This window comes from Agrobacterium sp. A3-95 (genome assembly GCF_053521785.1).
On the sequence record NZ_JBNWDR010000001.1, the window covers coordinates 129,443 to 143,557 of the forward strand.

The following is a 14,115-nucleotide window of genomic DNA, read 5'->3' on the forward strand; positions in this document are numbered from 1 at the left end:
TATCACTCTTGGAGGTTCAAGACTGTGGCGCCGGCGCGGCATCGACATTGTCCCGGAAAAAGCGGGGACGGATGCGCAGCCATGCAAGGTGGAGCAAAAGCGCCATGAGCGCCAGCGCCGCAACGGTGGAAATCAACAGGAACGTATCGTTATAGGCGAGCACATAGGCTTCCTTGGTAACCTGCTGGCCAAGGAGGGAAAGCCCCTCGGCCTTCAGCAGCGCCGGATCGGTGATGACGTGGCTGTAGGCGCCGGAAAGTTGCGACACGCGCTGGGCGACCAATGGGTTAGTGAGCAGGATATTTTCCACCAGAATATTGGAATGGAATTTTTCGCGCAGCGTCACGAAACTGCCGAGCAGCCCGGTCATCAACATCGATCCGGTGATCTGGGTGAACAGGAAGATGGTGATGAAATTCACCAGATAGGGCGCTCCGCGCGCAAGTGCGGCAGCGAACCCCTTTGCCATAACGGGCGGCAGGAACATGGCCGCACCGAAGGCGATCATCATCTGGCTCAGATACATCTGCGCTGGCCGCGTCAGGTTGTTGGACTGGCTGTCCAGAAAAGCGCCGGCCGCAATCAGGGTAAGCGCAATCACATGAGCGGTATCGACATATTTCGTCAGCATCAGCCAGGCACAGGCCGCACCGCCGAGAACCGTCGCCAAAAGCACCAGAGCATAAAGCGTGATCGTCTGGTCGTTCAAAAGGCCAAGCTGCTGGTAGAAACTCACCGCCGTCGAGGATTGCTCGGAGGAAACTGCACGGTAGATGAGCAGGACCGCTATGACATGCAAGTTGGTTTTCGAAAAAATCCAGCGCAGGTCAAGCAGCGGGTTCTTGCGCGGCAATTCGATGACGACCATCAGCGTGAGAAGCGTGATCGATGTGGCCAGAAGCACGCCCAGCCACCATGTTTCGAACCACCAGTAAAACCGGCCAAGCGTGAGCATGACCGCAAGACAGCCAAGGCCACCCGCAAACAGAAGGTAACTCAGAATATCCGTGCGCTCGATGACTTTCGCCCGCGGAGGCGGCGTGACTTTCAACAGGTAGATCAAGGCGAGCGAGATCAGCGCGAAGCCCATTTCCATCGTGTAAAGGGCATTCCAGCCGCCGATTTGCAGCAAGGAAGGCGAGACGATGCGCGCGAGCGGTGCAGACAGCAAGGTTCCGGTGAGCGCGATGCTGAAGCCCAGCGAAAATTTCCGCGCCGGCGGAAAGGCCTCCAGAATGTAGAGAAAGCCGAGCGAAGAAAGAGGTGCCGCCGCCATGCCGCTGAGGAAGCGGATGACGATCGCCGAATGCAAATCTGTCACGAACAGGTTGAGGCAGGAGGCAACCACGAAGACGATGATCGAAAGTTCGGCAAAGGGCCGCAGGCCATATTGCGTTCGCACCTTGAACAGCGCGATGGAAAACGTGGCATAGGGGGCCATATAGGCGGCGGAGAGCCAGGCGACCTCAGCCACCGTGGCGGAAAATTCGCCCTGCAACTGGTATAGATTGGCCATGACGAGGTTCATGCCCAACCCTTGGGTGATGAAGAACGCCAGGCCCGCAAAGATGAAACACAGCCGCAGCCACACTGGCCGCTCCACCGGTTGCGGCGCGGCGGCCGCAGCAGCAGATTCCGGCGCGCTCGCCGGCTTTACCGTCACGTCGGCATTTTCAGAGGCGGTCTCATCTGCCGTTTGCGGCACCACGGTACTCACGATTGCGCCCTCCCGCTTGCCAGATTTTGCAGATTGGCCGAAAGCCTGCGCATGACATCCAGCGCCATCGCCAGATCCTGCGAGGAAACATCGGCGGCGATTTCAGAACGGAGCGATTTTGCCACCGCCTGCACCGTTTCGGAGGTTTTCTCGCCCTCCTCCGTCATGTGGATGCGTTTGGCGCGGCGGTCGGTTTCGTCGGAGCGTCGCTCGATGAGGTTCTGTTTCTCCATGCCGTCCAGCACGCGCACCAGCGTCGGCGTTTCGATTTCCATTTCCTCGGCAAGCTCCGTCTGGGTCAGCGGCCCACGTCGCGACAGCGCGAAAAGCGCACGCGCACGCGCCAAAGTCAGGCCGCTTTCCCCTACCCGCGCGTCAAAAAATGCGCGCAGCTTGCGGGTGAAGGCGGACACCTCGTCCAGAAGCTGTTCCTTGTCGGTTTCGCGGGACATGTCAGCAAGCCTTATAATTAGCACACTACTTATTTTCTGCCTATTTATTTGGAAGCCTGCCGATTTTCAAGTTTCTTTCACGTCGGGTCTGCCATGCGATAAACTCATGGCAGCGAATCACGTTGCCGGGAATTTCCCGCACCTTGTCCCCACCCGCCTGTGGATTGCTGGGGACAACTGAAGATGTGATCCAGCTTCGCAGACAGGACGTCAGGCTGCCATAGAGTGTTGCAACAATATCATTGACTGCCATGGCCAAGGAAGCCAAACCCGAAGTGTAGTGGCAAGGCAAAGGGAGATCGTGCAAACCATGAACGACGCTGTGAGAAAGATCACCCCCGCGCAACCGGCGGAACCGCATTACCGCGAGGCGCCGAACAATATCGAGGCCGAACAGGCGCTGCTGGGCGCCATCCTCGTTAACAACGACGCCTATTACCGCGTGTCGGACTTCTTGAAGCCCGTGCATCTTTACGAACCGCTGCACCGCAAGATTTTCGAAGTGGCGGGCGACATCATCCGCATGGGCAAGACCGCCAATCCGGTGACCATCAAGACCTTCCTGCCCGCAGACGACAAGGTCGGCGACCTGACGGTGGCGCAATATCTGGCGCGTCTGGCGGCAGAAGCCGTTTCGATCATCAATGCGGAAGATTACGGTCGGGCGATCTATGATCTGGCGCTGCGCCGCGCGCTGATCCAGATCGGCGAGGATGTCGTCAACATCGCCTATGATGCGCCGCTGGACATGCCGCCGCAGGCGCAGATCGAAGACACCGAGCGCCGCCTGTTCGAACTGGCGGAAACCGGTCGCTACGATGGCGGCTTCCAGTCGTTCAACGATGCGGTGGCGCTGGCGATCGACATGGCGGGCGCCGCCTTCGAGCGTGACGGCAATCTTTCCGGCATTTCCACCGGCATCCACTCGCTCGACGCCCGCATGGGCGGCCTGCAGCGTTCCGACCTTATCGTACTTGCCGGTCGTCCGGGTATGGGCAAGACCTCGCTTGCCACCAACATCGCCTATAACATCGCGGCGACCTACGATCAGGAAGTTCAGCCTGATGGTTCGTTCAAGGCGAAAAACGGCGGCGTCGTCGGCTTCTACTCGCTCGAAATGTCGTCCGAACAGCTGGCAACCCGTATCATTTCAGAGCAGACGGAAGTGTCTTCCTCGAAAATCCGCCGCGGTGACATTACCGAGGCCGATTTCGAGAAGCTCGTCGCCTGCTCCCAGATGATGCAGAAGGTGCCGCTTTACATCGACCAGACCGGTGGTATCTCCATCGCCCAGCTTTCCGCCCGTGCCCGTCGACTGAAGCGCCAGCGTGGTCTTGACGTCCTGGTGGTCGACTATATTCAGCTGATGACCGGCGCCGGCAAAAGCGGTGAGAACCGCGTGCAGGAAATCACCCAGATCACCACGGGCCTTAAGGCGCTCGGCAAGGAACTCAATGTTCCCATCATCGCGCTTTCACAGCTCTCCCGTGCGGTGGAAAGCCGTGAAGACAAGCGCCCGCAGCTTTCCGACCTGCGTGAATCGGGCTCGATCGAGCAGGACGCCGACGTGGTGCTGTTCGTGTTCCGTGAAGAGTATTACGTCAAGAACATGGAGCCGCGCGATATTTCCGATCCGAAATATGCCGAGTGGGAGGCCCTGTTCGACAAGGTGAAAGGCACCGCCGACGTCATCATTGCCAAGCAGCGTCACGGACCCACCGGCACAGTGAAACTCGCCTTCCAGTCCGAATTCACCCGCTTCGCGGATCTGGCCGACCCGAGCTTCAGCCAGTACGAAGAGCATTGATCTGAACCGAGGGCGAAACCGGGTCAGCGTTTCGCCCTGCCTGCTCTAAATCGAAACTGGGGAATCTTTTCAGAACTTTGGCGGGATTGCCTCACAATCCGATTCCGCGCAAAAGCGCCACGGTGACGACGCCGAGCGTTGCGGCTGGGAGCAGGCTGAGGCGGAGCGCCGCGACTGCCGTCACCGCGCAGGCGATTGTTTCCGCCATTCCGCTTGAGAATGCCGTTGGCGTCACCACAGCCATCAAGACCGCAGGCGGAACCACGCCGAGCGCTTTTTTCAGACGCGGCGTCAGGGTGAAATGGTTGACCAGCAGCAGACCCCCAAGACGCGTAGCGACGGTGGCCGCCATCATGGCGAGGATCGCCAGCAGGGTGTTCGTATCAAGCGTCATGCTGGCTGCTCCACCTCGTCCTCGCGGCCGAAGGCTGCGACGGAAAGCCCCGCAAGCGCACCGGCGGCTATGTACCAGGCGCCTGGGACCAGCGCGTGCGTGACAAAGGCGGCGGCAGCGCTTGCCAGCAGCACCAGGCCGGTTTCCCTGCCCTTCCAGAACCCCATCAGCAGCACGATGAACACGGCCGGAAAAGCGAAGTCCAGACCGATGACCGTCATGTCGCCCATCACCGAGCCTAAAAGCGCGCCCGTGAGCGTGGCGATGTTCCAGACGAGGTAGATTGGCAGCGCAGCGCCGGTGAAAAATGCGGCCGTCAGCCTACCGGCAACTGCCCTGAATTCCGATAGCGCCCAGGATTCGTCCGTCAGCACCAGCATGGCCGCATATTTTCGCCAGCCGGTAAAATCATCGAGCTTGCCAGCGATGGAAGCACTCATCAGCACATGGCGAAGATTGACCAGCAGCGCGGCAAAACCGAGCGCGCTCCAGCTTGCCGGATGCGTCCACAGATCCATGGCGACGAATTGTGAGCCACCTGCAAAGACGAGAATCGACATCAACGAGGCTTCCAGCGGCGACAATCCCTTGCCGACCGCGACCGCACCGAACACGGCGCCGATCGGCACCATGGCGACCAGCAGGGGTGCCGCAGCTCTCAGGCCTGCGCCAAGCTCTGCACGTTTTTCCAGTACGGACATTGCATTCTCCTTTTCAGAGACATGCGATTACGCCTGCAAGTTTTTCCAGTCTTGAATGAAAGTGACGTTGTGCTTCGGAATGGCCACCAAAATCACGCCGTCCGGAATTGTCCCGGCGTGACGCCGGTGCGCGCCTTGAAATGCCGCGTAAAATGCGCCTGATCGGCAAAACCGCACAGCGCAGCCACCTCGGCCGGCATTTCGCCGGAACGCAGAAGACGGCGCGCGCGCCTTATGCGCACATCCGTCAGATAGGCATGCGGGGTGATGTGGAACTCCTTGCGGAAGGCCCGGATGAGATGCGCGCGGCTGAGACCAGCGATGGACGCCAGTTCCTCAAGGCCGATATCGGTCTCGTAATTATCGGAGAGATAGTCGCGGGCGGTATGGACCGCCGTCTTCTCGCGGGTTTCAACGGCCAGTATAATGGCGCTGCCATGCCTGCCGAACAGTGCCGCCAGAACCGAGAACATGCCCTCATCTGCCTCAAGAGCGCCGGACTTGGCCTCCAGCCTGCGATGCGCCATCTGAAAAGCAGCGGCCATCTGCGGATCACGCGGGAGAAACCTTGGAAAGGACGGCATTCCGTGGAAAGCCCTGCCCGTCACATCCTCGATAATATCACGCAGCAGCGCTGCGTCGGGATAGATCATCCGATAACGATAACCGCCGCCACCCGGCGCACCATCGTGAATCTCGTCCGGATTGATGAGATAGAGATGCCCCGGCCCGGTCTGTTCCCTGGTGCCCTGAATGGTGGAAATCTGCGAGCCGCTTTCGATCGCGCCGATCGAGAAGGTATCATGCGCGTGCGGCGAATATTCATGTGTCAGGAACGTCGCGCTCAGACATTCCATGCCGCCAAAACGTGGGTCACGCCAGAAACGCGTCGTTTCCGTCGCTGCAACCGGCATGACGTCTATGGCCTGTTCCTGCGAAACATTGTGCATAGAACGACTTTAAACCAATCGGTCATTACCGTCTTGAACAAAAGTGCTAGGGTCCGAACCGGTTCCAAATCAACCGGACGCATGGCATGACAGACGACTTCGAAGACACATTTCCCGAACACGAAACCGACGCTTTCGAACATGCGCCGCTGAGGCTGACCGTCGATCTCGGCGCGCTTGCCGACAATTGGCGCGACATGAAAAAGCGGTCCGGCAAGGCGCGGACGGCGGCTGTCGTGAAAGCAGATGCCTACGGGCTCGGTATCGAGGATTGCGGCGCGACGCTCTACCATGCCGGCGCACGCGACTTCTTCGTGGCAACGGTGTCCGAAGGTGCGACCTTGCGATCCTATGCGCCGGAAGCGCGCATCTTCGTGCTGTCAGGCATCTGGCAGGGCCAGGAGCGTCAGGTCTTCGACAATGATCTCGTGCCGGTTCTGGCCTCGGAGGAACAGCTCTCCTTCTGGATGGCGACAGTTGCCGAACGCGGCGAACACCCCTGCGCGCTGCATGTGGATACCGGCTTCAACCGGCTTGGCCTGCCGCTGGACGACGCGCTGTTTCTGGCAGACGACGTGACCCGGCCTGCGAGTTTCGATCCGGTTCTGGTGCTCTCCCACCTCGCCTGCGCCGACACGCCGTCTTCGCCCATGAATAAGGTCCAGCTCGAATCATTCCGCAAGGTTAGCGCCGCTTTCGAAGGAATCGAATCAAGCCTTTCCGCTTCTGCCGGAATCTTTCTGGGGCCGGATTATCATTTCGATCTGACCCGCCCCGGCATTGCCCTTTACGGCGGCGAGGCAATCAACGATGTGGCAAACCCGATGCGGCCCGTCGCAAAGGCCGAAGCGCGGATCATCCAGATTCGCGAGGCCGGCGAAGGCCAGACCGTCAGCTATGGCGGCACCTATTTGCTGAAACGGGCGAGCCGCCTTGCCATCGCTTCCGTTGGTTATGCGGACGGCTACCAGCGGTCGCTTTCCGGTTCCGGCATTCCATTGCGCGAAATGGGCCATGGCGGTGCTTACGGCATAGTCAACGGCCACAAGGCGCCGGTCGCCGGTCGTGTGACCATGGATCTCACCATTTTCGACATCACGGACATACCGGCAAACGCTGTCCGCACCGGCGATTATATCGAGCTTTTCGGCCCGAAAGTGCCGCTCGATGAGGTGGCGCGCGCCGCCGGCACTATCGGTTACGAAATGCTGACGGGGCTTGGTTTGCGCTACGAGCGCCAATATCTGATGGCTGACGACTGAACCACGTCTTTAGCTCTTGGAAAGCGGAAGCGACCTGTGCTAAAAGAGAACAAAAGGAGATCGAAATGCCCGAAATCCATTTGAGCGAGCAGGACGAAAAGTTCATCGAAGAGCAGGTGGCTGCGGGTGTCTATAGCGATGCGGACGCCGTTATTCATGCGAGCCTGCAATTACTGAGCAGCGATGAAAGAAAAAGAGTCGCGCTTAAATTGCTGATACAGGGCATTGACGACGCTGAAGCAGGCCGGGTTCACCGCTATGCCTCACAAGACGACTTCCTGAGCGATATCAAACGCGTTTCCGTGCAGCAAAAAACGGGGACCTGTCATTAAAATCCGGACCCCAATCTGGACCACGCGGGCAAGGCGCGATCTTGCCGAAGACCATGGGCCGGGCTTCGCAGTATTGCCTATCGTGGGCGCGTCATCTTCTTTCGTGTTGACGAGGCCGATCTAACCGTTCTGCGCTTGCTGCACGGCCACCAGGACAATTCCGCCAAAGATTTCAAACAAGAAGAAAACTGACATAGATGGCCAAAGCCAAGACCCAATTCGTGTGCCAGAACTGCGGCACGGTTCATACCCGCTGGGCGGGAAAATGCGAAGGCTGCGGCGAATGGAATACCATCGTCGAAGAAGACCCGATGGGCGGCATCGGCTCCGGCCCCGGCAAGACGCCGAAAAAAGGCCGGGCGGTCGCGCTCACGGCGCTTTCGGGCGAGATCGAGGAGGCGCCGCGCATTCCGACCGGTATCAGCGAACTGGACCGGGCAACCGGTGGCGGTTTCGTGCGCGGTTCGGCGGTGTTGATCGGCGGCGATCCCGGCATCGGCAAATCGACCCTGCTGATGCAGGCGGCAGCTGCCCTTTCGCGGCGCGGACATCGCGTCATCTATGTTTCTGGCGAAGAAGCGGTGGCCCAGGTGCGTCTGCGCGCCCAGCGGCTGGGTGCGGCGGAAACCGACGTGCTGCTGGCGGCAGAAACCAATGTCGAGGATATTCTGGCGACGATTTCCGAGGGCAAACGCCCCGATCTCGTCATCATCGATTCCATCCAGACGCTATGGAGCGACACGGCCGATTCCGCTCCCGGCACGGTAACGCAGGTGCGCACCGGCGTGCAGGCGATGATCCGTTACGCCAAGCAGACGGGCGCGACCATGGTTCTGGTGGGCCATGTGACCAAGGAAGGCCAGATCGCCGGTCCGCGCGTGGTGGAGCACATGGTCGACGCCGTGCTTTATTTCGAAGGCGACCGCGGCCACCATTACCGCATTCTGCGCACCGTCAAGAACCGCTTCGGGCCGACGGACGAGATCGGCGTGTTTGAAATGTCCGACCGCGGATTGCGCGAGGTCTCCAACCCGTCCGAACTGTTCCTTGGCGAGCGCAACGAGAAATCTCCCGGTGCCGCGGTCTTTGCCGGCATGGAGGGCACCCGTCCCATTCTGGTCGAGGTGCAGGCGCTGGTCGCGGCCACCTCGCTCGGCACGCCGCGCCGCGCCGTGGTCGGCTGGGACAGTTCGCGGCTCGCCATGATCCTTGCCGTGCTGGAAGCCCATTGCGGCGTGAAGCTCGGTCAGCACGACGTTTATCTGAACGTCGCCGGCGGATACCGCATTTCCGAACCGGCTGCGGATATGGCGATAGCCTCTGCGCTGGTTTCCTCGCTTGCCGGTCTTGCCCTGCCCGCCGATTGCGTCTATTTCGGCGAGATCAGCCTGTCGGGCGCGGTACGGCCCGTCTCGCATACGGGCCAGCGTTTGAAAGAAGCTGAAAAACTCGGTTTCTCCGCCGCACTTCTGCCGTCTGCTTCGGCTGAATTGCCGAAAGCGGGCAAGGGGCGCTGGACGGAAATAGAAAGCCTGCCGGACCTCGTGGCGCGCATCGCCGGTTCCGGCAACCGGTTCAAACAGGTTGAGGACGACTAAGATTGATCCTTTCGCCAAGGGAAACAGTGGTGTAAGAGGATCGCACAATTGGCAAGGCAGCGCCTGACAGGGCGTCGCACCTCCGGAGTTGGTATATGCCCATTACAATTTTCGACGGCATCGTCATCGCCGTTGTTCTTTTCTCCGCCATTCTCGCGATGGTGCGCGGTTTTTCCCGCGAGATTCTGTCCATCGCGAGCTGGGCCGGTTCGGTCGCCGCCGCCTATTATCTTTTCCCGATCCTGCTGCCCTATGCACGCAACTATACCGATGACGACAAGATCGCCATCGCCGGTTCGGCAGGCGTCGTCTTCCTCATCTCCCTCGTCGTCATTTCCTTCATCACCTCGCGCATTGCCGATTTCATCATCGACAGCCGCATCGGTGCGCTGGATCGCACGCTGGGTTTCCTGTTCGGCGCAGCGCGCGGCATTCTCTTGCTGGTCGTCGCGGTTGCCTTCTGGAACTGGCTGGTGGATGTGAAGACGCAGCCGCAATGGGTAACCCAGGCCAAGTCCAAGCCTTTCCTCGACGGGCTGGTGGGCAAGCTGGAAGCGGTTCTGCCTGACGATATAGAGCCGCAGATCCGCGCCCGTATCCTCGGAAAACCGCAGGAACCGGCAGCCGCGCAGACGCCTGCGGAAGATGTACCGGCGACAAATCCGCCGGCAACGAATAATTGACACAGTGTCGCGCCTTGCAATGCATGCAAGGCGCGCTATTTGTGCTAAATATCAAGCACGACACAGACTGGCCGACCGGGAGACAAGCTCACCGGAGAGGTCTTTCGTTTTTCTCGGTAGAGAGCAAGGGCAAGCCGGATGATTGAGCCGCTTTCGCATTCCACTTTCAATGAAGAGATCGACGGCGACACGCTGCACGAAGAGTGCGGCGTGTTCGGCATTCTCGGCCACGCCGATGCCTCCGCCCTGACTGCACTGGGCCTGCATGCGCTTCAGCATCGCGGCCAGGAGGCAGCAGGCATCGTCTCCTTCGATGGCAAGCGCTTCCATCAGGAACGCCATATGGGCCTCGTCGGCGATCATTATACCGATCCGGCAACCCTTGCCCGCCTGCCCGGCTCCATCGCGATTGGCCATACCCGCTACTCCACGACAGGCGAAGTGGCGATGCGCAACGTGCAGCCACTGTTTGCCGAGCTGGAAGAAGGCGGCATTTCGATTGCCCATAACGGCAATTTCACCAATGGCCTGACGCTTCGCCGACAGATCATCGCCACCGGCGCCATCTGTCAGTCGACATCGGATACCGAAGTCGTGCTGCACCTCATCGCCCGTTCGCGTCACAGCTCCACTGCCGACCGTTTCATCGACGCCATCCGCCAGATGGAAGGCGGCTATTCGATGCTGGCGATGACCCGCACCAAGCTGATCGCAGCCCGCGACCCGATCGGCATCCGCCCGCTCGTCATGGGTGAGCTGGACGGCAAGCCGATCTTCTGCTCGGAGACCTGCGCTCTCGATATCATCGGCGCGAAATTCGTGCGTGACGTCGAAAACGGCGAAGTCATCATCTGCGAAATTCAGCCTGATGGTTCGATCACCATCGATGCGCGCAAGCCTTCGAAGCCGCAGCCGGAACGTCTCTGCCTGTTCGAATATGTCTATTTCGCCCGCCCCGATTCCGTCGTCGGCGGCCGCAACGTCTATACGACGCGCAAGAACATGGGCATGAACCTTGCCAAGGAAGCGCCGCTGGAAGCTGACGTTGTGGTTCCGGTTCCCGATGGCGGCACGCCGGCAGCGCTCGGTTTTGCGCAGGAAAGCGGTATTCCGTTCGAATATGGAATCATCCGCAACCACTATGTCGGCCGTACCTTCATCGAGCCGACGCAGCAGATTCGCGCTTTTGGCGTCAAGCTCAAGCATTCCGCCAACCGGGCGATGATTGAAGGCAAGCGCGTGGTGCTGGTGGATGATTCGATCGTGCGCGGCACGACTTCATTGAAGATCGTGCAGATGATCCGCGAAGCGGGCGCGAAAGAAGTGCATATCCGCGTTGCCAGCCCGATGATTTTCCATCCGGATTTCTACGGCATCGACACGCCTGATGCCGACAAGCTGCTCGCCAACCAATATGCCGATGTGGACGCCATGGCGAAATTCATTGGCGCCGATTCGCTTGCCTTCCTGTCGATCGACGGTCTTTACCGCGCCGTCGGTGGCGAGAACCGCAACAATGCGCGTCCGCAATTCACGGACCATTATTTCACCGGCGACTACCCTACCCGCCTTCTCGACCAGAACGGCGAGGCGATGGGCAGCAAGATTTCCGTGCTGGCCAGCAACGGCTGATAATCTTGAAATAACAAGCGGCCACCGGCTTCCGGTGGCCGCTTTTTTGTGGCGGGCGATTGAAACAGTACCCGCTGCGGCGTTTTGATCGCTTGCGGTTGGCGTCAGGGGCTTCATAAAACAAGCGGAATGAATTTCGGAGGGGGCAAAATGACCATCAATCTCAAGGGCAGGATCGCGCTCGTCACCGGCGCGTCGCGCGGTATCGGCTATTTCACGGCGCTGGAGCTTGCCAAGGCCGGTGCGCACGTCATTGCCTGCGCCCGCACGGTCGGCGGCCTCGAGGATCTGGACGACGCCATCAAGGCCGTCGGCGGCACCGCGACGCTGGTTCCCTTCGATCTCGCCGACATGAACGCCATCGATGCGCTGGGCGCCAATATCTTCGAGCGCTGGGGCAAGCTCGATATTCTGGTCGCGAATGCCGGTGTTCTCGGCGTCATCTCGCCGGTCGGCCATATCGAAGCGAAAGTCTTCGAAAGGGTCATGACCATCAATGTCACCGCTACATGGCGGCTGATCCGCTCGGTCGAACCGTTGCTCCTGCGATCGGATGCCGGGCGCGCGTTGATCCTGTCTTCCGGTGCTGCCCATAGCTGTCGTCCCTTCTGGGGCGTCTATTCCACCTCCAAGGCCGCCGTTGAGGCACTTGCCCGGACCTGGGCTGCGGAAACAGATAAAACCGCCCTGCGCATCAACAGCATCAATCCCGGCGCGACGCGCACCGCGATGCGCGCCCAGGCCATGCCCGGCGAAGACCCCGCAGACGTGCCGCACCCTTCTGAAGTTGCCGCCGCCATTGTTCAACTCGCCTCGCCTGAGCTTACCGAAACCGGCAAGCTCTTCGTCGTGCGTGAAGGCAAATTCCTGGATTACCGCCAGCCGGAATAGGCTTTTGGTCAAGGCGATCTCTTAAGGTGCTTCTGGCGCCTGCGAGAAACGCTTGACCGCGAAACACCGGCACGCCATAAGGCAAGGCATGAAAACAACGATCTGCACCTGCTGCTGAATAATTTTTGCTGGTTCACCACCGGCCAGATCGTTTTCGTCTCCCCGCAAGGTCCAACAGACAAACGGTCCGGCCAGGACAATTGACTGCCTTTAGGGAACGCCCGCATGTCCTTGCGCCTGAAACTCCACAACACCCTGACACGCGAAAAGACGGAATTTGCGCCGATCGACGCCGACAATGTGCGCATGTATGTCTGCGGACCAACGGTTTACGATTTCGCCCATATCGGCAACGCGCGCCCGGTCATCGTTTTCGATGTTCTTTATCGGCTGCTGCGCCACGTCTATGGCGAAAGCCATGTGACCTACGCCCGCAACATCACCGATCTCGACGACAAGATCAACGCAAGGGCGCTGCGCGACTATCCGCATCTGCCGCTGAATGACGCCATCCACGCGGTGACGAAAAAGACCGCCGACCAATTCCATGAGGATGTGGCAGCACTTGGCTGCCTGCAGCCGACCGTTGAACCGCGCGCCACCGACTACATCGCCGAGATGATCGACATCATCGAGAAGCTGATCGCGCGCGGCCATGCCTATGCGGCGGGCGGCGAAGTGCTGTTCGACACCCGCTCGATGGCCGATTACGGCCAGCTGTCCAAACGCCCGCTGGACGAACAGCAGGCGGGCGCACGCGTGGCGGTGGAAGCCCACAAGAAGACCCCCGGCGATTTCGTGCTGTGGAAACTTTCCTCTGATAATGAGCCCGGCTGGGAAAGCCCTTGGGGCCGCGGCCGTCCGGGCTGGCACATCGAATGCTCGGCCATGGCCGGTCGCTACCTCGGCGAAGTGTTCGACATTCACGGCGGCGGGCTCGATCTCATCTTCCCGCATCACGAGAACGAAATCGCGCAATCCCGCTGCGCCCACGGCACGCAGGTGATGGCCAATGTGTGGATGCATAATGGCTTCGTGCAGGTGGAAGGCCGCAAGATGTCGAAGTCCGAGGGCAACTTCGTGACCATCTATGAATTGCTGCACACCGAAAAATTCGGCGGCCGCCAATGGCCGGGCGAGGTTCTTCGCCTTGCCATGCTGATGACGCATTACCGCGAGCCAATCGATTTTTCGGTGAAGCGTCTCGAAGAGGCCGAACGTCTGCTCGCCAAGTGGCCGGCGGCCGAAGCCTCCGACGCGGCACCGGACGAAACCGTGCTTGATGCGCTTGCCGACGACCTGAACACGGTTGCCGCCGTGCAGGCGCTTCACGCGCTGGCACATGCCGCCAACACCGATCCTGCCCGCCTGCCCGCCTTTGCGGCCAGCGCCGCCCTGCTCGGCGTATTGCCGAAGAAAGCGGAAGTGGACGAGGCTATCGTTTCGGCAGTCGATGCCCTAGTGCAACTGCGTCTGGAAATGCTGAAGGCGAAAAACTTTGCAGAGGCGGATCGTTTGCGCGACGAGCTTTCCGAGAAGGGCATTCAGTTGAAGGATGGCAAGGATAAGGAAACCGGGGAACGGACAACGACCTGGGAGTTGAAGCGGTAATTTGCTGCTGCGGCTTGGGACTTACCCCCTCTGCCCTGCCGGGCATCTCCCCCTCAAGGGGGGAGATCAGATGCCGCGCGCTAGT

Annotated in this window: 14 protein-coding genes; 8 read left to right on the plus strand and 6 right to left on the minus strand. The window is 60.1% G+C overall.

Translation table 11 applies throughout. The features are described from left to right. Positions 1 to 16: 16 nt before the first annotated feature. The 3 genes from ACQZ5Y_RS00625 to ACQZ5Y_RS00635 are packed head-to-tail and all read right to left on the minus strand — an operon-like array spanning position 17 to position 2,422. Positions 17 to 1,717: an MFS transporter gene (locus ACQZ5Y_RS00625; protein WP_013635833.1), complete on the minus strand. Its 1,701-nt coding sequence runs from the start codon at positions 1,715 to 1,717 to the stop codon at positions 17 to 19. Then, positions 1,714 to 2,169 (minus strand): MarR family winged helix-turn-helix transcriptional regulator, encoded by a 456-nt coding sequence (locus ACQZ5Y_RS00630; protein ID WP_003512359.1) that lies wholly within the window; start codon positions 2,167 to 2,169, stop codon positions 1,714 to 1,716. The genes ACQZ5Y_RS00625 and ACQZ5Y_RS00630 overlap by 4 nt, the downstream gene beginning before the upstream one ends. Positions 2,170 to 2,209: 40 nt before the next feature. Next, on the minus strand, positions 2,210 to 2,422 hold the full coding sequence (locus ACQZ5Y_RS00635) for a hypothetical protein (protein WP_127966030.1): 213 nt from the start codon (positions 2,420 to 2,422) through the stop codon (positions 2,210 to 2,212). A gap of 57 nt (positions 2,423 to 2,479) precedes the next feature. Here ACQZ5Y_RS00635 and ACQZ5Y_RS00640 point away from each other — a divergent pair, with 57 nt between their 5' ends. After that, a complete protein-coding gene (locus ACQZ5Y_RS00640; protein ID WP_003512358.1) occupies positions 2,480 to 3,976 on the plus strand; it encodes a replicative DNA helicase in 1,497 nt (498 codons plus the stop codon). A gap of 91 nt (positions 3,977 to 4,067) precedes the next feature. Here ACQZ5Y_RS00640 and ACQZ5Y_RS00645 read toward each other — a convergent pair whose 3' ends face one another. The 3 genes from ACQZ5Y_RS00645 to ACQZ5Y_RS00655 form a co-directional block, all read right to left on the minus strand. Beyond that, positions 4,068 to 4,370, minus strand: a complete 303-nt coding sequence (locus ACQZ5Y_RS00645; RefSeq protein ID WP_003512357.1) for an AzlD family protein — start codon at positions 4,368 to 4,370, stop codon at positions 4,068 to 4,070. Next, the gene (locus ACQZ5Y_RS00650) at positions 4,367 to 5,071 is read right to left on the minus strand and encodes an AzlC family ABC transporter permease (protein ID WP_065688179.1); all 705 of its coding nucleotides are present in this window, start codon (positions 5,069 to 5,071) and stop codon (positions 4,367 to 4,369) included. Before ACQZ5Y_RS00650 ends, ACQZ5Y_RS00645 begins: the two co-directional genes overlap by 4 nt. Before the next feature lie 92 nt (positions 5,072 to 5,163). Next, the gene (locus ACQZ5Y_RS00655; RefSeq protein ID WP_035251674.1) at positions 5,164 to 6,021 is read right to left on the minus strand and encodes an AraC family transcriptional regulator; all 858 of its coding nucleotides are present in this window, start codon (positions 6,019 to 6,021) and stop codon (positions 5,164 to 5,166) included. 86 nt (positions 6,022 to 6,107) lie between these two features. Between ACQZ5Y_RS00655 and alr the strand changes: the two genes are divergently transcribed. From alr to cysS, 7 genes are all read left to right on the plus strand, one after another. Further along, entirely contained in the window at positions 6,108 to 7,283 is a 1,176-nt protein-coding gene (alr, locus tag ACQZ5Y_RS00660) for an alanine racemase (RefSeq protein ID WP_013635829.1), read from the plus strand. Positions 7,284 to 7,348: 65 nt separating this feature from the next. After that, positions 7,349 to 7,615, plus strand: coding sequence for a type II toxin-antitoxin system ParD family antitoxin (locus tag ACQZ5Y_RS00665; RefSeq protein WP_065658079.1), 267 nt, complete (start codon positions 7,349 to 7,351; stop codon positions 7,613 to 7,615). A gap of 197 nt (positions 7,616 to 7,812) precedes the next feature. Then, entirely contained in the window at positions 7,813 to 9,213 is a 1,401-nt protein-coding gene (gene radA / locus ACQZ5Y_RS00670; RefSeq protein WP_003512347.1) for a DNA repair protein RadA, read from the plus strand. 95 nt (positions 9,214 to 9,308) lie between these two features. Then, positions 9,309 to 9,896, plus strand: a complete 588-nt coding sequence (locus ACQZ5Y_RS00675) for a CvpA family protein (RefSeq protein ID WP_003512345.1) — start codon at positions 9,309 to 9,311, stop codon at positions 9,894 to 9,896. 138 nt (positions 9,897 to 10,034) lie between these two features. Then, the gene (gene purF, locus ACQZ5Y_RS00680; protein ID WP_003512343.1) at positions 10,035 to 11,528 is read left to right on the plus strand and encodes an amidophosphoribosyltransferase; all 1,494 of its coding nucleotides are present in this window, start codon (positions 10,035 to 10,037) and stop codon (positions 11,526 to 11,528) included. A gap of 150 nt (positions 11,529 to 11,678) precedes the next feature. Then, entirely contained in the window at positions 11,679 to 12,419 is a 741-nt protein-coding gene (locus ACQZ5Y_RS00685) for an SDR family NAD(P)-dependent oxidoreductase (RefSeq protein ID WP_019565381.1), read from the plus strand. A 225-nt stretch (positions 12,420 to 12,644) separates the two neighbouring features. Next, on the plus strand, positions 12,645 to 14,030 hold the full coding sequence (cysS, locus tag ACQZ5Y_RS00690) for a cysteine--tRNA ligase (protein WP_013635827.1): 1,386 nt from the start codon (positions 12,645 to 12,647) through the stop codon (positions 14,028 to 14,030). Positions 14,031 to 14,115 lie beyond the last annotated feature (85 nt).

Excerpts from the sequence above, each read along its gene's own strand:
- ACQZ5Y_RS00635 (WP_127966030.1), bottom strand. The coding sequence starts at position 2,422 with ATGGCAGTCAATGATATTGTTGCAACACTCTATGGCAGCCTGACGTCC.
- radA (WP_003512347.1), top strand. The coding sequence starts at position 7,813 with ATGGCCAAAGCCAAGACCCAATTCGTGTGCCAGAACTGCGGCACGGTT.
- ACQZ5Y_RS00655 (WP_035251674.1), bottom strand. The coding sequence starts at position 6,021 with ATGCACAATGTTTCGCAGGAACAGGCCATAGACGTCATGCCGGTTGCA.
- ACQZ5Y_RS00645 (WP_003512357.1), bottom strand. The coding sequence starts at position 4,370 with ATGACGCTTGATACGAACACCCTGCTGGCGATCCTCGCCATGATGGCG.
- ACQZ5Y_RS00640 (WP_003512358.1), top strand. The coding sequence starts at position 2,480 with ATGAACGACGCTGTGAGAAAGATCACCCCCGCGCAACCGGCGGAACCG.
- cysS (WP_013635827.1), top strand. The coding sequence starts at position 12,645 with ATGTCCTTGCGCCTGAAACTCCACAACACCCTGACACGCGAAAAGACG.
- ACQZ5Y_RS00650 (WP_065688179.1), bottom strand. The coding sequence starts at position 5,071 with ATGTCCGTACTGGAAAAACGTGCAGAGCTTGGCGCAGGCCTGAGAGCT.
- purF (WP_003512343.1), top strand. The coding sequence starts at position 10,035 with ATGATTGAGCCGCTTTCGCATTCCACTTTCAATGAAGAGATCGACGGC.
- ACQZ5Y_RS00630 (WP_003512359.1), bottom strand. The coding sequence starts at position 2,169 with ATGTCCCGCGAAACCGACAAGGAACAGCTTCTGGACGAGGTGTCCGCC.
- alr (WP_013635829.1), top strand. The coding sequence starts at position 6,108 with ATGACAGACGACTTCGAAGACACATTTCCCGAACACGAAACCGACGCT.
- ACQZ5Y_RS00685 (WP_019565381.1), top strand. The coding sequence starts at position 11,679 with ATGACCATCAATCTCAAGGGCAGGATCGCGCTCGTCACCGGCGCGTCG.
- ACQZ5Y_RS00675 (WP_003512345.1), top strand. The coding sequence starts at position 9,309 with ATGCCCATTACAATTTTCGACGGCATCGTCATCGCCGTTGTTCTTTTC.
- ACQZ5Y_RS00665 (WP_065658079.1), top strand. The coding sequence starts at position 7,349 with ATGCCCGAAATCCATTTGAGCGAGCAGGACGAAAAGTTCATCGAAGAG.